Below are 23,029 nucleotides of genomic sequence, written 5' to 3' on the forward strand. Positions count from 1 at the left end.
TAATTCAACTACCCAACAGTTTTAGCATAACAAACATCATGACTTAAGCATGAATAAACTAAATATATTATTCATTTCACATGCTAGCGGTAGTGGAGGGGCTGAACAATGTTTATTTGACCTCATAGCACACATAAACGATGAAAAGATTAAGGTTTACGTCAACACACCCTATCGCGATCATTTAACTGCAGAACTGGACAAAATTAATATACCTTATTTTGTTTCGTTTACAGATCAATGGATTGCCCCAATTGATAAGTGGGGGATTAAGCACTTTTTCAACTTCATAGTAGGATTACGTAGCCGAATTTGGTCTATTCAATCAAAGATCAAAGAGCATAATATCGACTTAGTCTATACGAACTCGCTTACCTGCATAGACGGCGCAATAGCAGCATGGCGCATGGAAGTGCCTCATATCTGGCACATCCATGAAAACCTTATCGGAAACCACAGTATTAAGTCCTATCTACCGACACAATTGACTTATAAAATTGCCAATTTTTTTTGTAAAAACTTTATCGCACCATCCAATGCTCTTGCTCATATACTTACAAATCCCACCATTAAAGTTCACACAATTTTCAATGGAATTGATTTAAAAAAATTCAAATATAAGACCAATGATCGCATTAAAACTGAGCTTGGTTTATCCACATCGACTCACATTGTTGGCCAAATTGGTTCAATAATACCCATCAAAGGAGTAATTACGTTCATAGACTCCGCCGAAAAAGTGCTGGCTACAACATTGAATAAAGACTTAGCATTTGTTTTAGTTGGCTCCGGTTCTAAAGAGTACACAGCAGTCATACAAAATAAAGTTGCCAAATCTCCATTTCGCCAGCATTTTCATCTGCTAGGGCAACGACAAGATATTCCACAGATTATCAATGAATTAAATATTGTAATTCTTGCATCTAATTCTGAAGGACTGCCACGTGTAGTCATAGAAGCCATGGCCGCCGGTAAACCCGTTGTTGCCACTCGGTGCGGAGGACCAGAAGAAATTATTGTTGATGGCGAAACAGGATTTCTCGTCCCGGTTAAGGATGCTCAAGCAATAGCGAACAAGGTTACATACTTACTTGAACACCCCAATCAAGCCCAAGCAATGGGAGAAAAAGGCCGTTTACGCGCGCAAAAACTGTTTAGCATGGATCAGTATATACAAAACATTGAAAAGGTAATCATTGAAACTGTTTCACAAACACACCCAAACAGTCAATAACAAAACTCTTAATTGATCGATTAAAAACCCATTAAAACTTTTATCTTACCCAATACCATATCCATTATGCCAAATATTAGCATCTGCATCCCGACCTATAACGGCGGACAATATTTGGAAGAAACATTAACCAGTGTATTAAATCAAACCTACAGTGATTTTGAAGTCATCATTATCGACGACCAGTCTACCGACAATACGCTTGAAATAGCTAAAACGTATTCGGATAAGGATAACCGAATATGTTTTTATCAAAATGATAAAAACTTAGGCTTGGTTGAAAACTGGAACAAATGCGTGGAGTTGGCTAGGGGAAACTGGATAAAATTCGTATTCCAGGACGACTTATTGGCTCCGGACTGCCTGACCCAACTTGCCACGGCAGGTGAAGAAAGTAATTGCCCTATCGTATTTTGTAAGCGCGAACTGATTTACACGGACGATTGTGATCCGGAAATTTTAAAATTCCTACAAACCCTACCTTCATGGGAAAGCGTATTTGGCGAAACCGGATATATCGCGCCTGACGACGTCTCGACCACCGCCACCCATTATATGGCTCTCAATCTTTTTGGCGAACCAACCTCGGTATTGCTGCGTAAGGATTGCTTCGAGCGTTTCGGATTTTTCAATCCGGATTTAAAACAGCGCTGCGATTATGAGTATTGGATACGTGTCGGCCATCATACCGGTATTGCCTTAGTCCATGACCCACTAGCCTTTTTTCGACTCCATCCCGATTCGACTACTTCGAGCAATAAACGCAATAAAAAAGAGATAACGGAAATGGGCGACAAACTTTTACTTTTACACGAGTATGCCAATTCAAAACTTTATGCCGGGTTTCGCCGGTTTGCATTAAATCAAAATCCGCCATTTAAAGTTGATATTGAACTAAATAAATATATGGATTGGATGTTTATGTCGCTATATACCAAGGACCATCAAGGCCAGGCTAATTTTCAAGAAGTCCTGTCTCAAATTATTGAAAATCTATCCAACTATCCTAGACTGGTTAAACAAATACGTCATAAAAAACGTTTTTTCCCTTATCTAAGATGGCTTGAACAAAATTTGACCTGGCGTTTGAAATGAAAAACGAACTTTCACAACTCAAAACCACTACTTCTAGTGTCGACATTATCATATTAAACTGGAATGGCGCCGATGATACGATTGACTGTATTGGCTCTATCGAAAAATCGCAATACCGTAATTTTCGTATCATCGTTGTGGATAACGGTTCCAGCGATGGTTCAGTCGAACGCATAAAAAACAGTTTTTCAAATATTATCCTGATAGAAACCGGCCAAAACCTAGGCTATGCCGAAGGCAATAATGTCGGCCTACGTTATGCGCTGGAAGGTAATCCGGATTATATTTTGGTGCTAAATAATGACACGATTGTCCAACAAAATATGATCGGATCGTTGGTTGAAACCGCTGCTAAATATCCGGATAGCGTGCTAGGCCCGCTTACCTACTACCATGATCAACCTAAGGCAATATGGTGGGCCGGCACCATCTGGTTAGCCGACCAATTAAGTTTTACCCATAGAGGCGAAGGCCAGATCGATCACGGCGATAACTTTACTATGATTTCGGAATGCGACTATGTGGTCGGCTCGGCCCTGTTTGCTTCAAGTAGGATTTTCCAGCAAATTGGCTTATTCGACGCCCGCTTTTTCCTGACTTTTGAAGAAACCGATTGGTGTTACCGCGCAAAGAAGTTTGGATATCGTTGCTATTGTGTACCACAAGCCCAATTATGGCATAAGGTGTCTTCTACCATGGGTTCCGGATCGCCGTTACAGCACTATTTTTACATGAGAAATGCGCTGTTATGGGCCGAGCGCTATTTAGATAAAATGTCTTATCTCAAACTTTTAAAAAAATCGGCTAGCTATGCTTTATCGTTATCCATCCATGCCAGCCCAAACCTTACGGGAAAAATAAAAAATGTTTATTGGGCAGCTAAAGGCCTCATCAATAGAATAACCGGACACTCGGCTCATCCGATTTCAAGAGCCAATTATCTGGGGCTGCGCGATTATATACTACGCCATTTCGGGGATTGTCCGGATGAAGTCAGGAATTTAGCCAAACCCAAACAGGAAGGCTAATTTTTAATATATGGATTTGGTTGGAAATAACTCCCTGAATTCGCCCCTACAGGACATTCGAATAGCGGGAACTTATTTTTTGTTTTTTATTTATTCAGTATCGATTGACTTGAATGAGATATGGGATCGAGTTTACACGCCCTTGTACATACGCCGAGAGAGACTGCGGAATATATCCGACCTACCATGAAGCTTGCTAAATAATTACCTGTACTCAACCAATCAATGACTGACGCAAGAAAATCATCCCGCTGATTTTCGAGGATTTTTTAAGATGCCAAAAAGATATTCCGCTTATTTTTCATTAATTTGTTTATTGCTAGTTCACCCGGCTTCATTTGCGGACTTTCCGCAAACAAAGCTCCATTTCACCATGCTGCCGCCATACTGCTTAGCTCAAATGCGACCCCATTGGGCTCCGCCGGGTGATCCCAACAAGTGGTCAAAAAAGCTGGGCTCCGGTTTCGCGCACTTACACCATTATTGCGCGGCGCTTCATTCCTTGAGATTGGCGCAAGAAATCGCTGGGATCAATAAAAAACAAAAAGAAACCCGCTTAAGCAAACTTCGGGAAGTGATGACCAACATTCAATACATGGAAGATAAGGCGGAACCCTCTTTTGTTTTGTTTTCACATATCTATACCACAAAGGCCGAGGCACTTTTCGAACTTGGCCATCCTAACGATGCCGTAGACTCCTTGAATATGGCCATTGAACGAAATAAAAGATTTCCCAAGCCCTATAGGCTTTTAGCGGATTATTATATTAAGCAAGGAAAGCAGAATGAGGCGCGCGATATATTGCAGGAAGGGCTAAAACACTCCCCCGACTCCAAAATATTAATGAAGAAACTACAAAAGATTGGTAAATAAATTTTCGGCCCAAGAAATCAACCGTTCGCCGAGCGGTAACTAAGCCAAATATTCGCTTCGACGCTGCTCAGCGAACGAGAGAATATTGCATTGGCTATGAATAAAATATTTTCAAAATCGCCTTATATATACACCAACAATTAAAAATCATGCTAATCGATCCATTGTCCAGGCGTTTCATGCTTAATATCGGTCAAAACGGCCTAATTGTTTTGATGTATCATGCTATTGAAGATAATAATATTAAGCCGACCTGGCCTTATGCGGTTTCCTTGCAACAGTTCAAAAATCAGCTTGACCTGTTAAACGATCAAAACTGGACAACCATTGGCTCCGACAGCTTAAGCTCCGGAATTACCAACCTACCCGACAAAGCAGTTTTAATTACCTTCGATGACGGCTACGCCAACAATTTCATAGCCTTTCAAGAATTAGCCAAACGGAACATGAAAGCCAGTTGGTTTGTGGCCACTCGAGATATAGGCCAAATGTCCTCATGGATTGATGACAATACCCCATCCTACCCGTTACTGGCTGCATCGCAACTATCTGAAATGCATGCCGCCGGCATGGAAATCGGCTCCCACACCCATTCTCACAGCCGGCTCACCCAACTCGGCGCCGAGCAAATCGATCGGGAACTCCGTGAATCGAAAACGGCTATCGAAACATTATTGAATACCCCGGTGATCAGCCTGGCCTATCCTTACGGTCAATATAATGCTTCAGTGGTTAGCGCCGCACGATCGGCGGGCTATCGGATTGCCTTTACCACTCATTCCGGCTTTGGATTGGTTAACGACGATTTGATGCAGGTTAGGCGCATTTCAATTATGGCTGGCGATTCATTATCCATATTCGCTCGCAAGCTGGCTTTTGCCGATAACGATGTGAGTTGGCCCCACTTAGGCGCTTATGTGTATGAGCGCTTAAAAGATCGGATGAAAACCTTATGAGCAACGCCTACCCTTTGATTTCGGTAATCATGCCCTGCTTTAATGCTGAACGCCATCTTTTACAGGGCATTGAGAGCGTGTTCGATCAGACTTATCCCTGTTTGGAATTGATCGTTATAAACGACGGCTCAACGGATAGCAGTTTACAAATTCTCCAGTCCATAAACGATCCCAGGCTGAGTGTTTTAGATCAAGCAAATCAAGGTGTTTGTAAAAGCCGTAACCGGGGGATATTGGCCGCGAAAGGTGATTTGATCGCGTTTCTGGACGCCGACGATACCTGGCATCCGGATTGTCTGTCTATGCTCTACCAAGGCTTAATAAGTGACCCATCCGCCCTGTTGGCCTATTGTGGCTGGCAAAACGTTGGCCTGCCCGGAGCAGCGGGAAAACCTTACATACCGCCCGATTATGAAAACGAGCACAAATTAACCTCTCTATTCGAACATTGTTGTTGGCCGATTCATGCATGCCTCACCCGCAAAAATGCAATCATCGACGCGGGAATGTTCGATGAAAGCTTGATCACTTCGGAGGATTTTTTGTTATGGCTAAAAATCGGCTCCCAACACAAAATCATTCGGGTTCCCGAGGTACTAGCCTTTTATCATTTCCATGGCGGACCACAAGCGACTCAAAATAAAGAACAGGCTGCGTTAAATCATTGGTATGCGCAGCAAAACTTTCTTCAACGTCATCCTGAAATAATATCTATACTAGGCCGACAGCATCTCAGGCACCTGATGCATGGCGAGTTATTGCATCGTGGTTTTGAGTGCTATTGGAAACGTGACCTTAAAGCCGCTCGAGCTATTTTTAGAACGGTTATGCGGCAAGGTTATGGCTCCATCAAGGATTGGTTTTATATGCTACCGGCTTTATTGCCTTTTGCTATCCATCGTTCGTTAATACAACTGCTTAGCCGATGACTCATAAAATTAAAATCACGTTTGCTTTTTGCACCTACAACCGGGCGGCTCGTTTAGAAAAATTAATCACGGCAATGCGTGCTCAAACTTGCTCTTTTCCGTTTGAAATTCTAGCGATTAATAACAATAGTCAAGATAACACGCTTGAAGAACTCCAACGACTGGCAATTCAATCCGGCGCACCATTGCGATTCGTGACCGAGACCGTTCAAGGCATCGTTGCCGCCAGGAACAGAGCGATCGATGAAGCTATGGGCTCCGATATTTTGATTTTTATCGATGACGATGAAATTCCTTTGCCCGGATTACTGGAAGGCGCCTGCCAATCTATCCTGCACGATGGCGCGGATTGTGTCGGAGGCCGTGTCATTGTCGACTTTTCCGACCAAAAAAGACCCGACTGGTTGAGCGATGACTTATTAGGCTTTTTAGCCGAAGTAAACCATGGTGATCAAGATTTTTGGATTAAGGATGAAAAAACCCCAATCTGGACGGCTAATGTCGCTTACAACATGGACATCTTTACAAATAACCCCGAGATCAGATTCGATAAGCGCTACGATAGAATAGGCAATGTTATAGGCGGCGGCTCGGACCTAATGTTGTTCAAGTCGTTAGTCAATAAAGGTTTTAAACTGCGTTACTGTTCAAACATGGCTGTTTTGCACTCAGTCGAGCCATGGCGATTGCATAGACGCTACTTCCTTAAGTTGCATTTTTTATCGGGTTACCGCACGGCTTTTTACGAAACGCTAGAATATAAACAAGGCATATTCGGTATTCCTTTTTATTTATTCATTCAAACCTTTAAACAATTCTACCTAAGCTTGACGCTGTTGCTTAAAAGCAAACCCTATATGCGTCAAACCATGAACTTTACCCATGCCTTAGGCCTGATGTATGGCTGTTTCTCCAGATGGAAATCCGCCCATTAAATCGGAGAAACATGAATGGATTATTGTTTTTTTACGCCATCCTATATTGGCGACATTGAGCGAGTATATTTATTAAGGGAATCCATCCGTCACTTTGTTAAAGAATCATTACCCCACTATTTGATCGTTCCCAAACAGGATTATCAAACATTCAGAGATAAATTCAGTTTGGATAAGAATGTCATAATCCTCAAACAAAACGATTATGTTGCCGATTATTTTTACTCAACATTCTTATACCGCTTGCTGAATAGAATAGCACCTCAGCAGTCATGGCGCTTACATACCCAATCGGGAAGACCCGGCTGGATTATTCAGCAAATCGTCAAATTGAGCCTTCCCGATATTATCGACGAGGATGCCGCTTTTATCATCGATTCCGATGTATTTTTTATCAGGCCCTTCTCAATCCATGAGATAGTCAGTCAATCGCCCGATGAAAGAATTTTGATGCGCCGCCAATCAACGGATCAGAGACTAATACACGAAAAACACATACAGAGATCCAAAGAAATACTCGGATTGGAAACAGGTACGGCTGAATTTAATTATATGTCGTGGCCGGCTATATTCTATAAAGATTGGGTTAAAAACCTTCAATCATATTTAGAGAAAAAGAATGACTGCCATTGGCAATATACGCTGTTTGAAGCAAATACTATTTCAGAATATAGTATTTACGGAGTATACATTGATGAAATTGCTAAATTTAAGAACTGCAAGATAATTGCAACCCCTCTGCATCAAGGTATCTGGTCTTATGAGGATTTTATTGACTTCATCAATCGGAAAACCAGCTATGGTGCCGACAAGGTTTGTATTGTCATACAATCAAATCTAGATATTTCCGTTGAACAGTATAAGAAACATTTTTATTCATTTTTAAACAAGTCAGGCTCAGAAGAACCATGCAACCTAGAATCTCAGTAATAGCAACGGTGCGGAATGAGGCGGACTCGATTGCTGTGTTCGTTGAGTCGTTATTAACTCAATCCAAACCAGCCGATGAAATCATTATCGTCGATGGCGACAGTCATGACGGAACGAACGAGATATTACAAGAATACGAACATAAAGGAAAAGTCAAACTCATCACAAAAAGCTGTAATATCGCGGAGGGAAGGAATATTGCTATCCGAAATACCACGAGCGACATCATTGCCGTCACGGATGCGGGATGCCGGCCGGATACCGATTGGCTTTTCAAAATTACTAAGCCATTATTAGACGACCTTCAAATCCATGCCGTATCGGGTAAGATAATTCCTGAAACTGAAACATACGTCGAATATTATTGCGGCTTACTCTCTTTACCGGACCACACAACCGACGAACAAGCGAATTTATTTTATGGGCGCTGTAGCGCATTCAGACGCCTGTTATGGGAAAAAGTCAATGGTTATCCTGAATGGCTTTATACCGCCGAAGATTCTTTATTTGCCCTAGCGGCGCGAAAACAGGGTTTTAATGTCGCCCACGCTGAAGATGCAATCATATTTTGGAAGCCGCGTGACAGCCTAAAGAAAATTGCAAAAATGTTTTTTTTATATGGAAAAGGAAACGGCCGTATCAACTGGGGCAGCATTAATGGAACTCTGTATTGGCTAAGAAATCACGCCTGTTTAATAGCGAGCATCATATTAAGTTTGTTTTATCCAATTTTTTGGTTAGCATCCATCGCAATAGGCTTCTATCTATACCAACAAATTGCAAAACCATCACTGACAAAAGTCCGAAAAATCGATCATGGCTGGCGTAGGGAATTGTATGTTCCGCTGATTACATACCTAAGAAATTTATCGACAAATCTCGGTTTTTTATATGGTTATTTCGAATACAAGAAAAACCCCGTCTTTAAAAACAAACTTGATAACTATCTAAATTTAGAGAACTAATGCATATGATAGAACAATGCATAAAAAACACTATTGGCTACTTTCTCTCGAAACATTGTATTGATAATCCTATATTTATCGTCGGTTCGGGAAGATCGGGGACCAGCGTTCTATTGCAGGCTTTAGGCAAGCATGACAAGATAATTGCATTTCCAGGTGAAGCCCCTTTTTTGACGACAATCGGCGGGAGCGGTAGTTTACTGAGTAGCGAAAATCAACAATATTATCTTTCTTCGCTAAAAATAAGCGTAAATTATTTTTACAACTCTCTCGCCAAGTTTGGTATCGAAAGCTCGGGAGGGGAAAATTACGCTCTAAAAGAATTTGCCAAGTCTATCTTAAGAACAAAAAAAATCACCCTAAAAAAACATTGGTGCGCAAAAACATTTCCCCCTGAATCAGTAGCACACGGGCTTGCGAAAGTATATCCCAACGCCAAATTTATTTATATTGTTCGCAACGGCATCGAAGTTGTTCACAGCATGACAAAATTTCATGGCTTCAAACAAAATGATTTTTCTAAACAGTGCCATATTTGGAGTGATTCAGTTGAAAAATATCACTATCTACATCAATGGCCCAATGCGCTATGTCTTCGCCACGAACAATTAGTCCACGACCCCAAAACATTCTTTAATGGAATTTTTGATTTCCTTGACTTACAACTTAATCCAGACTGTATCGATTTCGTTTCGACAAATCTTATTCACCCTCTCGACGAACCTGACCAAAAACAGCAGGATGCAATTACCCAACTAAAACAGCGACAAAGCCCTTTTTCAAATTGGCCGGAAGAGCAAAAAAAAATATTCGAGTCAATCTGTTCCAACTCAATGCAACTGATGAATTATCCAATAGAGTAAAGAAAACCATACATCTTCATGCGTGACATAACTGTTTTACTCTTTTTAATATTTCTTATTGTAATTTCTATAAGAAAAGCCTGGTTGGGTGTCTTAGCGCTATCTATTTTTGGCTACATGAACCCACATTCTTATGCATGGGGTTTTGTTCGTAGCCTGCCGGTTTATTACACTCTTTTTCTTGTCGTTTGCTTTTCATATTTAAAAACAAAAGACAAACAACCGATATTTTTCGACTGGCGGGTAAAGTCATTCTTATTTCTATGGTTTTATTTTTGCATAACTACCGTATTCGCCTGGGTTCAATTTGCCGCCATCCCAAAGTTGATTGAAGTTACTAAAATATATATACCATTCTTTTTTACATTGGCTCTAATTAATACCAAGGAAAAACTTTATTACCTGATCATTACTATTGCCTGCTCAATTGGCATAATTGCATTCAAAGGCGGACTATTTGCACTTGCTACCGGATTCAGTTATCGGGTTTGGGGTCCAAGCGGTACTCAATATTTTGGCAATAACGAGTTTGCCTTGATGACAATTATTGCCATCCCTTTACTGATACTTTTCCGCAACGAAACCCAAAACAATTCAATTAAGCTTTTTTTATTAGTGGCCATTCCGGTTTGCGTTGCTTCAGCTATTTCATCCTGGTCTCGGGGCGCGCTATTAGCGCTTATTGGCAGCAGCACTTATCTGATATGGCATAGCAAACGTAAATTTTTACTCGCCCCCGCCGTTGTCGGTGGTGTGATTTTTTCCTTGCCTTATCTTCCCGAGAAATGGTTTAACCGTATGCAAACCATCGAAACATACGAAGAGGATAAATCCGCGCTCGGCCGACTGGAAGTGTGGCGAGATGGTTGGAATTATGCGCTTGATCATCCGTTCGTCGGTGCCGGATTTGAAGGTTGGCGCATGGTATCCATGCGCGATTGGCATAGCGCATATGTCGAAATATTCTCGGAACATGGTTTTATCGCTTTCGGCATTTGGCTTTCAATGATTTTAGGCAGCTTACTCAGTCTTACACGCTTACAAAGCATGACAAGAAACTATCCCGAGCTTAAATGGGTTAATACCTATTCTATATCCCTCAAAGCCTCGCTTATTGCCTATATGATAGGCGCGGCATTTCTTGGCGTTTCTTATTGGGATTTGCTTTATCACTTAATCTTTATTGCCGCCTTGACTAAAAAATTCGCGCTGGAAGAACTCGATATTTTGTTGAAAAACCAATTCGATTCCCGGAACAAGCATCTTAGGCACTTGTATTAAACATGGCCGACATTTTTTATTTCTTGATATTTACCCCGTTGGTAATTTCATGTTTACTGACTCTGGCATTAGCAACAATCGCACTGAGCAGTTACAGCCGGACGGGACCAAAGATCAAACATGCTATTGAAAATAATTTCCGCTTATACGCGATTTTGGCTTTTCTTCGACTTTCGGCTTGGTCCTTAATCATATTTTTTTTTCTTGCGCTACCCGGCCCCATTGTTTTATTTGCCGCGGCAAAATTTGCACATTCTGAACCATTGACGCTATCGAACAGCATTTTCGCTTCATTAACCGCTATTGCCCTATCATCTGCCTATGCGGCATCTGATCACCTTTTATATATTCCTGCTTCTTTACAACTTTCTTGCCAATTTCGTTTTTCCAGACTATTACCATTATGGCGCAGGCTAACACCTAACCGTCTGTTATTATTCAAATCCTTGCTCATAGCCATCACTCTGCCATCATCAATAGTCTCGGCTTATTATTCTTATTTGGGAAATAATAATTTATTGACTTATTATTTTATAGTATTTACCGGCCTTTATACGTTTGTGATCACCTGGAACAAGTATCGGAGCGACAGGCTTCCCGTTACCCAATCAGGTTCAAATAAATTCAATATTGTCATGATCGGCGTTGATACTCTTCGGATTGATAAGATTGGAGAATATGCTTACCATAGAAAATTAACACCCAATATTGACAAACTCTGCACTCGGGGTGTTCTGTTCGAAAACTGTATTACTCCCTTGGCCCGCACCGCGCCAAGCTTGACGTCCTTTCTTGCATCTTTATGGCCACACAATCACCAAATCAGGGACAATTACCCTGATTCCGCTCAGACAGAGTTACCACAAGATAACTTAATACGAATTTTGAACAAGCAGGGTTACTTGACTGCCGCTATTTCCGACTGGGCCGGAGCTGATTTTAAAAAAATCAATTTTGGCTTTAAACATATGTCTGTACCCGAAGACCAGTGGAATTTAAAACTTTTACTCAGACAGGGACCGGCCTATTTGCGGCTTTTTTTATCCCTATTTACCCACAATCGTTTCGGCAAACACTTTTTACCCGAATTATATTATCTGGCCGGCGTTCCCTTGACCAGTCACCTTGGCCTAGAGTGCCGCGACACCATTACCCGTTTGACTGAAAATGACCAACCCTTCCTGATCAACCTTTTCACATCATCCACCCACGTACCTTTCGGCTCCGAATACCCTTACTATAACTTGTTCACACCCAAGGATTATGCTGGCGATTCACGCTTTATCATGGGCGACCTCAGCACCGCGGAGCGTATTGTCGAGAGCCAGGAGTCCGGCCTGGAAACGCATGATCTCAGTCAGATTATTAATTTATACGATAGCTGCGTAAAAGAATTCGACGACGAAGTCGGTAAGATTATCGACCATATCGAAAAATGTGGTTTGAGGGATAACACTTACATCGTGCTATACAGTGATCATGGTACGGATTTTTTCGAAACCGAGTGCTGGGGGCAAGGTAATACCCTGATTGGCAGCGACCCCAGTAGCCGGATACCGCTGATTATTTGTGGCCCCGGCCTACCGGAAAACGTCAAATTCAGCCATGTCTGCCGTTCGATCGACTTTATGCCAACCATGCTGGATATATTGGGCATGGAGATACCGAAAAATATCGATGGCGTGAGTTTGCTGCCTTATTTGAAGGATAATTCAAACCCTAATTTGTACGCTTATCAAGAAACCGGTGTATGGATGGGAAAAATACCGGGTCTACATCCGGATCAGATTACTTACCCGGACATTATCGAATTGCTGACTATTCCGGATATCGAGTCCGGCACCTTGGTCATAGACGAAAAATATTACCCAACGGTGATTGAAGCCAAGAACCGTTCCATCCAGAATGACCGTTGGAAACTACTCTACATTCCGACTTACCACGGCCCGGTTTATCAATTATACGATCTGAAAAATGATCCTTATCGCGATGTGATTGACCTGTACCCGGATATTGTTGCCGAACTCAGACCTAAACTGGACGAATGGATATTCAGTCCAACCATTCAATGATGTGATCTTCCAGATCGTCCACCTGCGATTCCTTGATCGCATAACTACTGATAGCAACGCCCGCATCTTTCACTGACTCAATAGTGCCGGAGTTCAGCGGATGCCAGTCGGGTAACGGCTTGCCATCGGTCAGCAAGCGATAGGCACAGGTAGCGGGCAGCCACTTATATTCGGCGAAATCATGCTGTTTTAAATCGATACATTCCGGCACCAGGGTGCAACGTTCGTTGTAGCGATTGCAGCGACAGGAATCCAGGTCGATCAGGTCGCAGACCACGCTGGTAAAGGCAATTTCGCCGCTATCTTCGTCTTCCAGCTTGATTAAACAGCATTTGCCGCAACCATCGCATAAGGATTCCCACTCGTCGGTGGTCATTTGCGCCAGGGTTTTTGTTTCCCAGAATTTCATATTACTGCGGTTTGATCTGACGTAATTGATAATGCAGCACTGCCCACGATCCCAGCACGGCCAGAGCCGAAGCTATCATCAACAGCAGAATAAACTCAGAAAAACTCAAAAACAGCAACTCGAAGGAACTGTTATACAAGGATGAAAGCTTTTCCACCGGCGATTCCAGGATCAACAACATGATGGTGATGATCAGCCAGGCGGAAAACCCGGCGATAAATCCCAGCCAAAATCCTGTGTACAAGAACGGCCGCTGAATGAATGCGTGGGTAGCACCGACCAGTTTGGATATGAATACTTCATCTTGGCGATTTTGCAGTTCCAAGCGGATGGTATTGCCGGTGATGAAGGTTACCGCAAAACCGAGCAACACACTCACCAACATCACCCCGCGACTGGCAATCAACACGATGGTTTGCAAGCGTTCCACCCACTGCATATCGACCTGCACAAACTCCACTTGCGGCAGTTGTTTAAATTCGGCCATCAAACTGTCCAGCGCTTCCCGGCTATCCAGTACATTTTTCGGCAGCACCTGGATCACATTGGGTAAGGGATTGTTATCCAACGAGTTCAAGGCATCGCCGAAACCGCTATTGGCTTTGAATTCATCCATCGCCTGATTCTTGCTGATGAATTTTACCGATTCGATATTAGCGTTTTGAGTTAACTGCTCGGCCAATTTTTGCCCGGCCGATTCGGCCACATGCTCTTTTAAAAACAGCGACATCTGATTGCTGGCTTCCAGATTACCGGTCAACTGCTGAATGTTGGCCACGATAATATAAAAACAACCGGCCAGCGAAATGGCGATCGACAGTACTAAAATCGTCATGGTCGAGGTAAACGGCGTGCGGGTCAATCGTCCCAGGCTGGAAAACAAGCCATGGGCATGATTAATCAGATAGGCCTGGAATATTTCCAGCAATCGTTGTCCGGTATGTTTGCGGCGTGTCTGTTTCATGCTCAACTCGCTACCAAGCGGCCTTTATCGAGCGACAATACCCGATGCCCAAGCCGGTTGATCAATTCAATGTCATGGGTGGCGATCAACACCGTCACCCCCACCTGCATGAATTGCTCAAACATCGACATCACCTCGGCCGACAAATCGGGATCCAGATTACCGGTGGGCTCGTCGGCTAATATCAGTTTCGGCTTATTGACGATGGCTCTGGCGATGCCTACCCGTTGCTGCTCGCCGCCCGATAGTGCCAACGGGTGTTTTCTTTCCTTGCCCAGCAAGCTGACTTTATCCAAAGCCGCCCGCACCCGGCGCGCGACCTCCTGATGCGAATATCCCGCCACAACTAAAGGCAAGGCCACATTGTCGAACACGGTTCTATCGTTCAGCAGTTTGTAATCCTGGAAAATCAATCCCAAATTACGCCTTAAGTAAGGAATTCTGCGATCACCGATACGAGTGATATCCTTACCATCCAACAACACGTTACCGCGCGTGCATTGCTCCATCATGGCGATTAATTTGAGCAAGGTACTTTTGCCCGCCCCGGACCGACCGGTCAAAAACGCCATTTCGCCACGATTCAGATGAAAACTGACGTCGATCAGTGCGTCGCCAGCATCGGGATAACGTTTGCATACGTGTTCGAATCTGAGCATGACTTTATGAACTTGTAATAGACACTCGAATTTTTTCCGGCCAAATTATGAAATCAATTTTTCTATTTCAGCCGGTTCCAATTCGGTAATTTGGGCGACCTGTTCAATCGGCATGTTCAGCGATAACAGGCGTTTTGCGACTAGATAAGCCTTGCGCTTTTCGCCTTTTTCCATTCCTTTTTCCATGCCTTTTTCCATGCCTTTCTTTTCGCCCATTACAAAACTGGGTAATTTTTCTATTTCTACGTGTAACATTTCAAACTCCTGCTGTATATCGATATCAATATTCCGGTTACTCGCCAGAATTTCCAGCATGCTGATGTATTCTCTAAGTTGTTTGGCATCATGTTGTGTCAGTCGGATCAATTTAGTCAATAATCCGTGAATCACCTGCCTTGCGGGTTGACCTTGAAAATCGCACAAGATAGCCATCACTATAGCATCCGGCGTATCCTGGGCCATGAAGACTTTATAATCTATATCGTGCATATCGACCACGACATAATGGTAATCCAATTGTCGGGTTTGAATACCGTCAGGCATGGTTAAGCGTTCACGGCCGATATACAGCAGGTATTGAAAAACCTCTTCGCCCGGATAATTCAACCGAATATCGGTCAAATATCTCAACATTCTATCCGGCATATCGCTTCTGTTTCGATTTTGGATTTCGATATGCAGGATAAAGCAACATCCCTTTATGTCGCTGACTTTAGCGGTCAGGTCTGCGCGCCTATCCTCGACGCGCTGCTGCTCGGTTTCTATCAACTCGACCTTGTCCAGCTCCAATTTGAATACGTAAGTCGCAACATCGATTAAAATCCGTTTAAAAACTTGCTTGGAAATGATGTCTTTGTGGCCCACGCAGGTATCTATCCGGCGGCTCTAACTTAGTCTTTCACAAACAACGCATCAACAAAGGCTTTTGCGTCAAAATCCTGTAAATCCTCTATGGCTTCACCCACTCCGATAAAACGGATCGGGATATGCAATTGATTAGCCAACGCAAAAATCACCCCACCCTTCGCGGTACCATCCAGCTTTGTTAAGGCAAGCCCGGTCAAATCGACAGCCTCGTTAAACAGACGTGCCTGCGACAAGGCATTCTGGCCGGTGCCGGCATCCAACACCAACAACACCTCATGCGGCGCCGTCTGATCCAGTTTTGCCATGATGCGTTTGATTTTTTTCAACTCGTCCATCAAGTTGGACTTGGTATGCAAACGCCCGGCCGTATCGGCAATCAACACATCCACGCCCTTGGCTTGAGCCGATTGCAACGCATCATAAATCACCGAGGCCGAATCGGCGCCGGTATGTTGCGCCACCACCTGCACATTATTACGCTCACCCCAGGTCTGCAATTGTTCCACTGCCGCGGCACGGAAGGTATCACCCGCCGCCAGCATCACGCTATGGCCTTGGGCTTGTAAACGATGGGCCAACTTACCGATGGACGTGGTTTTGCCGGCACCATTGACGCCCACCACCAGTATCACATACGGCCCGTCCTGCTTGCTGATTCGTAACGGTTGGCTGCATGGTAGCAACATATCGAACAAGTTTTGCTTCAAGGCGTCGGTCAATGCATCGACATCTTTCAACTGATCTTTTTCCAGATTTTCTCTCAGATGCTGAATGATCTGCGTTGTGGTGTCGATGCCGATATCGGCCATGATTAAATTGGCTTCCACATCGTCCAACAACTCGCGGGTGACCCTGTCTTCTCCCATGGTCAAACTGCTTAAAACGCCGCCTATGCTGCCACGGGTTTTTTTCAGCTGAGACTTCAGCCTCAGATACAGTGATTCCGGTTCCGCCGGAATGACGACCTCAAGTCTTTCGGCCGGAATTTCACCCAGTGCTTCCGCTTCGGCCTGCTCTTCACCGGGCAAGGCATATTTGCTGAAGAAATAGATTCCCAGCAATGGCAGCATCAATAGGGCGGCAACCGCGTTGTGCGCGACCGCCAGCACCAACGGTATGCCGTGCTTGACGCTGAAAATCCCCAACACGATCTGCACTAATAGCAACATGCTCAACAGCACCCCGCTACGCCTTACCGACTTGGGATTCTGTTCCGACGTGGCTGACAGCATCAGCAGCGATAATACGATAAAGGTGATCAACGCCCCTATCCTGTGCAAGGCATGTATCGCCACTTTCCCGGAGGCGGACAATGACCCGCCATCCTTGGCCATAATATTAAAAGCGTCGGCGAAACCGGTTTCCGGAAACCATTCTCCCTGGCAACGCGGAAAATCTGTGCAAGCCAGCGCCGCATAGTTGCTGCTGACCCAACCGCCCAAACCGATTTGCATGATCAGCAGCAACATGCCAAACAATGCAAACAGAGCCGGACCGGATTTTGCCGATCGAATGCCGACATCCCGATTGCTGCTCAAATAAGTCCAGGCGATCGCCCAAAACGTGATAAATCCCAGCAATAAATGCGCGGTCACCACCACCGGCATGACTTTCAAATGCACCGTCCACATGCCCAAGGCCGCTTGTGACGCGAGCAAAACCAGTAAAACGGCTACCCAGCTCAACATGGCCGAACACTGCTGCCTCAAACGCCAGGCCAACGGCACCAACGCCAATATCAAAATACCCAGCGTTGCCGCCAGATAACGGTGGCTCATTTCCTTCCAAGCTTTGCCGGTGTCCAATGGGCTATCCGGAAAAGCCGCTTGAGCATCGGTCTTGAACTGAACACTATCGCTGACCATGGCCTTGCCGTAACAACCAGGCCAATCCGGACAGCCGAGTCCGGCATCGGACAGCCTGACATAGGCGCCCATTACAATCACAAGCAACGCCAACAACGCGCAGACTAAAGTCAATTTTCTAAACATGTGTCTAACCGATTTGAGAGATTCGTAATAACTTGCTTAAGTCGTTTCTGACGTTATAAGGATCGTAGCCGGGTGCATATTTCATCATCAGATTTCCCAATGGATCCATCACCAACAGACCACCTTCCTCGGTATTGCTAACTATTTTAGCCAGGGTTTCCCGTAATTTTAGCGATGGCACGGTTTTCAACAGACGGGCATCGTCTTGCCATTGCTTGGGCAAGGGCTGGTCGGCTTGATTGAATATCACGGCCAAGCGACGAATGCGGGCAATATCCTTGCCCATCATCAAGCTAATTTGCTGGGTTTTATACAAGCCATCCTGACAAGCTTGCGCGCACTGCGCTTTCGGCATCAGATTGATTAAAATCCAATGGCCTTTTAGCTCATTGATGTTTTCCGCGGAAAAACTATCGTGGCCGCTAAAATCGGTTAGTTCCGTGGTTAATGGCGGCGTAATCAGATCGCCTTTATTGGTGCCTAATTTAATTTTGCCGGGGTTATCGGCCAGATACCAGGCAATGCCAAACGGGATTATCGACATCGCAAAAACCACCAAAATGGTGATGCGATTTTTTTTATGCTGTGTGTTCACTCGATTTTTTAATGCTGATCCAAATAAACAGCGCGGTTAATGTCAGCGCCAAACCGAACCATTGTACTGCATAGGCCAGATGTTTTTCAGGTGGGATTGGGGTATTGATTTTCCATTCCCGTTTGTAACCCTGTTCCGCCGCGGGCTCCAGCTCGATTTGAAAGCTCGCCAGTTCGTAGCCCAGTTTTTGCGACAACACTTTACTATCTATCACTTGCACCACCGACGGCCAGTTGTCGGTTGGAATTTCAGCACCCTTGAGTTTGATTCCGACCGATGGAAAATGATTGATACGGCCAACGACTTGAGCTTGTTTGGTTTGAATCTCAACATTAGGTAATTGATTTCTATTGTTACCCAGCGCCAGCCAGCCGCGATTGATCAACACCGCCCGGCCCGGCCCATCTGGAAAAAAAGGCGTTAATACAAAATAGCCGTTCTTGCCGTCGATTATCTGATTATCCAGCAGAAATTGATGCGCGTTGTCGTAACGACCTGTCAGCGTGGCTTTTTGATAACGCACCGAGTCAACGTCTGTAATGGACTGCCGATTCAAATCGACACTACCCGCATCCAACGCCAGTTGTTGCTGCATTAACAACTGCTTTTTTTGTTCCGACCGATCCAGTTGCCAAAAACCCAAGCTGCATAACAAAGCCATTAGCAACACATACAGACTCAAGCCGAGCAGGGAAAACTGAAATTGCCGGTTGAACAGTTTAATGGTCATATTGCTTATGATACGGGTTAAAGTGATTGGCAAGACGCCTTGAATCATCCAGAATGACAACTCCAGTTTCTTTTATATAGTTACCATGACCATAAAAATTGTTGCCGTTGTTATTTTTATCGCCATTATCGCAAGCTTGGGCTCGGCTTTATTTCATCTGGTTAAAAGCAGCGATCCGGAACAATCGCGTAAGACCGCAAAAGCACTGACTTATCGGATAGGCTTATCCTTGCTGCTGTTCATTTTATTATTCGTGGCTTTTGCGACCGGGTTGTTTAAACCCGAAGGCATCGGTTCCAGAATTCAACAAGCGCATTCGGCAAAAGGCGAACAAGCCTCCCCAAACCCTCGGTAACTTTTACACAAAAAAAAAGCGCGAACCCATGGGAACGCGCTTTTTTAGGGTAACAGCAATTACATGATGTAGACGAAAATAAACAAGCCTAACCAGACCACGTCGACAAAATGCCAATACCAAGCCGCCGCTTCGAAGGCGAAGTGATTTTCCGGCGTAAAGTGACCTTTCCAACTTCTGAACAACACCACCGACAGAATGATGGCGCCCACGCAGACGTGAAAACCATGGAAGCCGGTCAACATGAAGAAGGTCGAACCGTAGATACCTGAACCCAGGGTCAGGCCCATCTCATGGTAGGCTTCGTAATATTCGGTTGCTTGGAAAGCCACGAACAAAAAGCCCAAACCGACCGTCGCCAACAAGCCCTTGATCAATTGGTCGCGATTTTTTGCCAACAGCCCGTGATGCGCCCAGGTACAAGTTACACCACTGGACAGCAGCAGCAAGGTATTGAGGAATGGCAAACCGAATGCGCCCATGGGCTCGAACTCGCCACCGACATTACCTGGACCATTGGTCGGCCATACCGCCTGAAACGCCGGCCACAATACATCGTGGGTTGAACGGCCTGGGCCACTCAACATGCCGCTTTCGCCCAGATGCGGTATCGATATATTTCGCGCATACCACAGCGCGCCGAAAAACACACCGAAGAACATCACTTCGGAAAAGATGAACCACATCATGCCCATGCGGTAGGAAATACCCACGCCGTGGTTATACATGCCGGATTCACTTTCGGTCGATTGCAAGGCAAACCAAAAACCCAGCATCACCAGGAATGTGACGAAACCGGTCAGCATCATGCCCGAACCGATCGATGAACCATTTAAATAGTTTGCAAATCCAGCCAGCATAAACATCAAGCCGGCGGTAGCCATCACCGGCCAGACCGCCTTATGCGGGATGTAATAAGCGTCGTTTGTAGACATAACCTTCCCCTTTATTAGTTTTCAGTGTTGTTAGTTTTATCAAAAAAAGTATACGACAATGTAATGGTTTTATAACGTTCCGGCAGTTTCGGATTGACCACGAACCGAACCGGCATGGTCTTTTCTTCATGAGCCTCGAACGTTTGCAGTTCGAAACAAAAACACTGTATTTTTTTAAAAAATTCTTCGGCAAGTCCGGGCGAAATACTCGGAATGGCTTGGGCTTTCAGTTGTGTCGCCAGATTGTTTTTGGCATAAAAATTCACCGTGTAATATTGACCAGGGTGAACCTTCATACTGCGTGTTTCCACTCGAAAATCCAGCGGAGTTGATTCGTTAATCGAAGTCACAAACTCAACCGTAACCTCTCTACTTTCATCAACTACAAACTTGGATTCCGCCTCCGCCGATTCCTGCAACTTTACGTTTTGTCCGGTGATATCGCATAACACATCGTATAGAGGCACTAGTGCATAACCAAAACCGAACATCAGCAGGGCCACTATCACCAGTTTTTTAACCAATTTCGTGTTCTTCCGTTGCAACTCCTCGCTCATTGCGAAATCGCCTTCATCACGGCAAATACATATATCGTTAATGCCACCGCTATCAACAGCACGGCGGTCAGGATATTTTTTTTCTTGGTATCCATTTTTTCAGGAACCCCCAACTTTTAAGGATGGGGGTGCAGCCTCATTATTATCCAACCTTAAAAATGCTCGGTCGGAATGCTTGCAGGTGGGGTAGCAAAAGTATGGTATGGAGCCGGAGAAGGCACGGTCCATTCCAGACTGTGTTTGCTGGCATCTTCCCATACTTCGTCGGTTACTTTCTCGCCGGTACCGCCTCTAATGGTATCGATAACGATATAGACGAACAGCAATTGGCTGAAACCGTAAATGAACGCACCAATACTGGAGACCATGTTCCAATCGGCGAACTGGATGGCATAATCCGGAATACGGCGCGGCATACCGGCCAGTCCCAGAAAATGTTGCGGGAAGAACAAAATGTTGACCGAAACCGCCGACAACCAAAAATGCAGTCTACCGATTTTTTCGTTGTACATATTACCGGTCCATTTCGGCAACCAGTAATAACCCGCAGCCATCAGAATGAATACCGAAGCAGGTACCAAGGTGTAATGGAAGTGTGCAACGATGAAGTAGGTATCGTGATATTGAAAGTCAACCGGAGCCACCGACATCATCAAACCGGTGAAACCGCCCATGGTAAACAGCACCACGAAAGCAATCGAAAACAACATCGGTGTTTCAAAAGTCATCGAACCTTTCCACATGGTCGCGGTCCAGTTGAACACTTTCACGCCGGTCGGAATCGCGATCAGCATGGTGGCATACATGAAGTACAACTCGCCGGCAATCGGCAAGCCGACGGTAAACATGTGGTGGGCCCAAACGATGAACGACAGGAAGGCAATCGCGCCAGTCGCATACACCATGGAGGCGTAACCGAACAAGGGTTTACGGGCAAACACCGGAATAATGGTTGAAGCCACGCCGAAAGTCGGCAGAATCATGACATACACTTCAGGGTGACCGAAGAACCAGAAAATATGCTGATACAGCACTGGGTCGCCGCCGCCGGCCGCGTCGAAAAAGCTGGTTCCGAAGAAACGGTCGGTCAACAACATGGTCACCGCACCGGCAAATACCGGCATGATCGCGATCAACAGAAATGCAGTAATCAACCAGGTCCAGACGAACAACGGCATTTTCATCAAGGTCATGGCGGGGGCGCGCATGTTGAAAATCGTCGCAATGATATTGATCGCGCCCATGATGGATGAAATACCCAGCAAATGCACCGCAAAAATAGCGAAGGGCAGGGCTTTCCCGGTTTGCAGGACCAACGGCGGATACAGCGTCCAACCGGAAGCTGGTGCACCGCCTTCCATAAACAGAGTGCTGGCGATCAGTAGCACGCCGGCTACCAACATCCAGAAACTCATATTATTCATCCGCGGCAAGGCCATGTCGGGAGCGCCGATCATCATCGGAATCATCCAGTTGGCCAAGCCGACGAATGCCGGCATCACCGCCCCGAACACCATCACCAGCGCATGCATGGTGGTCATCGAGTTAAAGAAGTTAGGATCGACAAATTGCAAACCCGGCTCGAACAATTCGGAACGAATGATCAAGGCCATGGCGCCACCGACAAAAAACATCGCCAGTGCGAACACCAGATACATGGTACCGATGTCTTTATGGTTAGTGGTAATGATCCATCTTAAAACACCCTTTTCAGGGCCGTGATCGTGATGATCGTGGTGATCATCATGTTCAGCTACGACAGCAGTCATACGTTATACCTCAACAAAAATTAGAAAATGAGTTGG

General features: G+C 44.8%; 23 protein-coding genes. 13 read left to right on the forward strand and 10 right to left on the reverse strand.

The window, feature by feature from the left end; genetic code table 11:
* Positions 1-49: 49 nt before the first annotated feature.
* The 12 genes from IVG45_RS10470 to IVG45_RS10525 all read left to right on the forward strand — a co-directional run bounded on the left by IVG45_RS10470 (position 50) and on the right by IVG45_RS10525 (position 13,162).
* Positions 50-1,234 carry a glycosyltransferase family 4 protein gene (locus IVG45_RS10470; protein ID WP_196437748.1) on the forward strand — a complete coding sequence of 395 codons (1,185 nt, stop codon included), beginning with the start codon at positions 50-52 and terminating at the stop codon, positions 1,232-1,234.
* 66 nt (positions 1,235-1,300) lie between these two features.
* Positions 1,301-2,329 carry a glycosyltransferase gene (locus IVG45_RS10475; protein ID WP_196437749.1) on the forward strand — a complete coding sequence of 343 codons (1,029 nt, stop codon included), beginning with the start codon at positions 1,301-1,303 and terminating at the stop codon, positions 2,327-2,329.
* Positions 2,326-3,357 carry a glycosyltransferase family 2 protein gene (locus IVG45_RS10480; RefSeq protein WP_196437750.1) on the forward strand — a complete coding sequence of 344 codons (1,032 nt, stop codon included), beginning with the start codon at positions 2,326-2,328 and terminating at the stop codon, positions 3,355-3,357. The genes IVG45_RS10475 and IVG45_RS10480 overlap by 4 nt, the downstream gene beginning before the upstream one ends.
* 274 nt (positions 3,358-3,631) lie before the next feature.
* Positions 3,632-4,231: a tetratricopeptide repeat protein gene (locus tag IVG45_RS10485; protein ID WP_196437751.1), complete on the forward strand. Its 600-nt coding sequence runs from the start codon at positions 3,632-3,634 to the stop codon at positions 4,229-4,231.
* Between the two features lie 149 nt (positions 4,232-4,380).
* Positions 4,381-5,187 (forward strand): polysaccharide deacetylase family protein, encoded by an 807-nt coding sequence (locus IVG45_RS10490; RefSeq protein WP_196437752.1) that lies wholly within the window; start codon positions 4,381-4,383, stop codon positions 5,185-5,187.
* Positions 5,184-6,116 carry a glycosyltransferase family 2 protein gene (locus IVG45_RS10495; protein ID WP_196437753.1) on the forward strand — a complete coding sequence of 311 codons (933 nt, stop codon included), beginning with the start codon at positions 5,184-5,186 and terminating at the stop codon, positions 6,114-6,116. Before IVG45_RS10490 ends, IVG45_RS10495 begins: the two co-directional genes overlap by 4 nt.
* Before the next feature lie 74 nt (positions 6,117-6,190).
* Complete coding sequence (locus tag IVG45_RS10500; protein WP_230874845.1) at positions 6,191-7,051, forward strand: glycosyltransferase family 2 protein; 861 nt, start codon at positions 6,191-6,193, stop codon at positions 7,049-7,051.
* A 15-nt stretch (positions 7,052-7,066) separates the two neighbouring features.
* Positions 7,067-7,981: a DUF6492 family protein gene (locus IVG45_RS10505; RefSeq protein WP_196437755.1), complete on the forward strand. Its 915-nt coding sequence runs from the start codon at positions 7,067-7,069 to the stop codon at positions 7,979-7,981.
* A complete protein-coding gene (locus IVG45_RS10510; protein WP_196437756.1) occupies positions 7,960-8,946 on the forward strand; it encodes a glycosyltransferase in 987 nt (328 codons plus the stop codon). The genes IVG45_RS10505 and IVG45_RS10510 overlap by 22 nt, the downstream gene beginning before the upstream one ends.
* On the forward strand, positions 8,946-9,809 hold the full coding sequence (locus tag IVG45_RS10515) for a sulfotransferase family protein (RefSeq protein ID WP_196437757.1): 864 nt from the start codon (positions 8,946-8,948) through the stop codon (positions 9,807-9,809). Before IVG45_RS10510 ends, IVG45_RS10515 begins: the two co-directional genes overlap by 1 nt.
* 18 nt (positions 9,810-9,827) lie before the next feature.
* Positions 9,828-11,090 carry a putative O-glycosylation ligase, exosortase A system-associated gene (locus IVG45_RS10520; RefSeq protein ID WP_196437758.1) on the forward strand — a complete coding sequence of 421 codons (1,263 nt, stop codon included), beginning with the start codon at positions 9,828-9,830 and terminating at the stop codon, positions 11,088-11,090.
* 2 nt (positions 11,091-11,092) lie between these two features.
* Positions 11,093-13,162, forward strand: coding sequence for a sulfatase-like hydrolase/transferase (locus IVG45_RS10525; RefSeq protein WP_196437759.1), 2,070 nt, complete (start codon positions 11,093-11,095; stop codon positions 13,160-13,162).
* Here IVG45_RS10525 and IVG45_RS10530 read toward each other — a convergent pair.
* From IVG45_RS10530 to IVG45_RS10560, 7 genes are read right to left on the reverse strand one after another with little or no spacing between them, the layout of a single operon-like run.
* On the reverse strand, positions 13,143-13,571 hold the full coding sequence (locus IVG45_RS10530; protein ID WP_196437760.1) for a YcgN family cysteine cluster protein: 429 nt from the start codon (positions 13,569-13,571) through the stop codon (positions 13,143-13,145). The genes IVG45_RS10525 and IVG45_RS10530 overlap by 20 nt on opposite strands.
* Before the next feature lies 1 nt (position 13,572).
* On the reverse strand, positions 13,573-14,535 hold the full coding sequence (gene ftsX, locus IVG45_RS10535) for a permease-like cell division protein FtsX (protein ID WP_196437761.1): 963 nt from the start codon (positions 14,533-14,535) through the stop codon (positions 13,573-13,575).
* A 2-nt stretch (positions 14,536-14,537) separates the two neighbouring features.
* Complete coding sequence (gene ftsE / locus IVG45_RS10540; RefSeq protein ID WP_196437762.1) at positions 14,538-15,194, reverse strand: cell division ATP-binding protein FtsE; 657 nt, start codon at positions 15,192-15,194, stop codon at positions 14,538-14,540.
* Positions 15,195-15,239: 45 nt separating this feature from the next.
* The gene (locus tag IVG45_RS10545; protein ID WP_196437763.1) at positions 15,240-16,058 is read right to left on the reverse strand and encodes a hypothetical protein; all 819 of its coding nucleotides are present in this window, start codon (positions 16,056-16,058) and stop codon (positions 15,240-15,242) included.
* A gap of 26 nt (positions 16,059-16,084) precedes the next feature.
* Entirely contained in the window at positions 16,085-18,052 is a 1,968-nt protein-coding gene (gene ftsY, locus IVG45_RS10550) for a signal recognition particle-docking protein FtsY (protein WP_196437764.1), read from the reverse strand.
* A gap of 4 nt (positions 18,053-18,056) precedes the next feature.
* The gene (locus IVG45_RS10555; RefSeq protein WP_196437765.1) at positions 18,057-18,647 is read right to left on the reverse strand and encodes a hypothetical protein; all 591 of its coding nucleotides are present in this window, start codon (positions 18,645-18,647) and stop codon (positions 18,057-18,059) included.
* On the reverse strand, positions 18,631-19,377 hold the full coding sequence (locus IVG45_RS10560) for an SURF1 family protein (protein ID WP_196437766.1): 747 nt from the start codon (positions 19,375-19,377) through the stop codon (positions 18,631-18,633). Before IVG45_RS10560 ends, IVG45_RS10555 begins: the two co-directional genes overlap by 17 nt.
* A gap of 85 nt (positions 19,378-19,462) precedes the next feature.
* On the opposite strand from IVG45_RS10560, the gene IVG45_RS10565 reads away from it, so the two are divergent.
* Positions 19,463-19,732, forward strand: a complete 270-nt coding sequence (locus IVG45_RS10565) for a twin transmembrane helix small protein (RefSeq protein ID WP_196437767.1) — start codon at positions 19,463-19,465, stop codon at positions 19,730-19,732.
* A 59-nt stretch (positions 19,733-19,791) separates the two neighbouring features.
* Here the strand turns inward: IVG45_RS10565 and IVG45_RS10570 are convergent, their stop codons facing one another.
* From IVG45_RS10570 to ctaD, 3 genes are all read right to left on the reverse strand, one after another.
* Positions 19,792-20,667, reverse strand: coding sequence for a cytochrome c oxidase subunit 3 (locus tag IVG45_RS10570; protein ID WP_196437768.1), 876 nt, complete (start codon positions 20,665-20,667; stop codon positions 19,792-19,794).
* 14 nt (positions 20,668-20,681) lie between these two features.
* Complete coding sequence (locus IVG45_RS10575; RefSeq protein WP_196437769.1) at positions 20,682-21,224, reverse strand: cytochrome c oxidase assembly protein; 543 nt, start codon at positions 21,222-21,224, stop codon at positions 20,682-20,684.
* A gap of 152 nt (positions 21,225-21,376) precedes the next feature.
* Complete coding sequence (gene ctaD, locus IVG45_RS10580) at positions 21,377-22,993, reverse strand: cytochrome c oxidase subunit I (RefSeq protein WP_196437770.1); 1,617 nt, start codon at positions 22,991-22,993, stop codon at positions 21,377-21,379.
* Positions 22,994-23,029 lie beyond the last annotated feature (36 nt).

Source organism: Methylomonas sp. LL1 (assembly GCF_015711015.1).
In the GTDB taxonomy this organism is placed as follows: Bacteria; Pseudomonadota; Gammaproteobacteria; order Methylococcales; family Methylomonadaceae; genus Methylomonas.

Bases quoted from the DNA above. Each gene is read 5' to 3' on its own strand.
- IVG45_RS10470 (WP_196437748.1), top strand. From the start codon at position 50: ATGAATAAACTAAATATATTATTCATTTCACATGCTAGCGGTAGTGGA.
- IVG45_RS10475 (WP_196437749.1), top strand. From the start codon at position 1,301: ATGCCAAATATTAGCATCTGCATCCCGACCTATAACGGCGGACAATAT.
- IVG45_RS10480 (WP_196437750.1), top strand. From the start codon at position 2,326: ATGAAAAACGAACTTTCACAACTCAAAACCACTACTTCTAGTGTCGAC.
- IVG45_RS10485 (WP_196437751.1), top strand. From the start codon at position 3,632: ATGCCAAAAAGATATTCCGCTTATTTTTCATTAATTTGTTTATTGCTA.
- IVG45_RS10490 (WP_196437752.1), top strand. From the start codon at position 4,381: ATGCTAATCGATCCATTGTCCAGGCGTTTCATGCTTAATATCGGTCAA.
- IVG45_RS10495 (WP_196437753.1), top strand. From the start codon at position 5,184: ATGAGCAACGCCTACCCTTTGATTTCGGTAATCATGCCCTGCTTTAAT.
- IVG45_RS10500 (WP_230874845.1), top strand. From the start codon at position 6,191: ATGCGTGCTCAAACTTGCTCTTTTCCGTTTGAAATTCTAGCGATTAAT.
- IVG45_RS10505 (WP_196437755.1), top strand. From the start codon at position 7,067: ATGGATTATTGTTTTTTTACGCCATCCTATATTGGCGACATTGAGCGA.
- IVG45_RS10510 (WP_196437756.1), top strand. From the start codon at position 7,960: ATGCAACCTAGAATCTCAGTAATAGCAACGGTGCGGAATGAGGCGGAC.
- IVG45_RS10515 (WP_196437757.1), top strand. From the start codon at position 8,946: ATGCATATGATAGAACAATGCATAAAAAACACTATTGGCTACTTTCTC.
- IVG45_RS10520 (WP_196437758.1), top strand. From the start codon at position 9,828: ATGCGTGACATAACTGTTTTACTCTTTTTAATATTTCTTATTGTAATT.
- IVG45_RS10525 (WP_196437759.1), top strand. From the start codon at position 11,093: ATGGCCGACATTTTTTATTTCTTGATATTTACCCCGTTGGTAATTTCA.
- IVG45_RS10530 (WP_196437760.1), bottom strand. From the start codon at position 13,571: ATGAAATTCTGGGAAACAAAAACCCTGGCGCAAATGACCACCGACGAG.
- ftsX (WP_196437761.1), bottom strand. From the start codon at position 14,535: ATGAAACAGACACGCCGCAAACATACCGGACAACGATTGCTGGAAATA.
- ftsE (WP_196437762.1), bottom strand. From the start codon at position 15,194: ATGCTCAGATTCGAACACGTATGCAAACGTTATCCCGATGCTGGCGAC.
- ftsY (WP_196437764.1), bottom strand. From the start codon at position 18,052: ATGTTTAGAAAATTGACTTTAGTCTGCGCGTTGTTGGCGTTGCTTGTG.
- IVG45_RS10560 (WP_196437766.1), bottom strand. From the start codon at position 19,377: ATGACCATTAAACTGTTCAACCGGCAATTTCAGTTTTCCCTGCTCGGC.
- IVG45_RS10565 (WP_196437767.1), top strand. From the start codon at position 19,463: ATGACCATAAAAATTGTTGCCGTTGTTATTTTTATCGCCATTATCGCA.
- IVG45_RS10570 (WP_196437768.1), bottom strand. From the start codon at position 20,667: ATGTCTACAAACGACGCTTATTACATCCCGCATAAGGCGGTCTGGCCG.
- IVG45_RS10575 (WP_196437769.1), bottom strand. From the start codon at position 21,224: ATGAGCGAGGAGTTGCAACGGAAGAACACGAAATTGGTTAAAAAACTG.
- ctaD (WP_196437770.1), bottom strand. From the start codon at position 22,993: ATGACTGCTGTCGTAGCTGAACATGATGATCACCACGATCATCACGAT.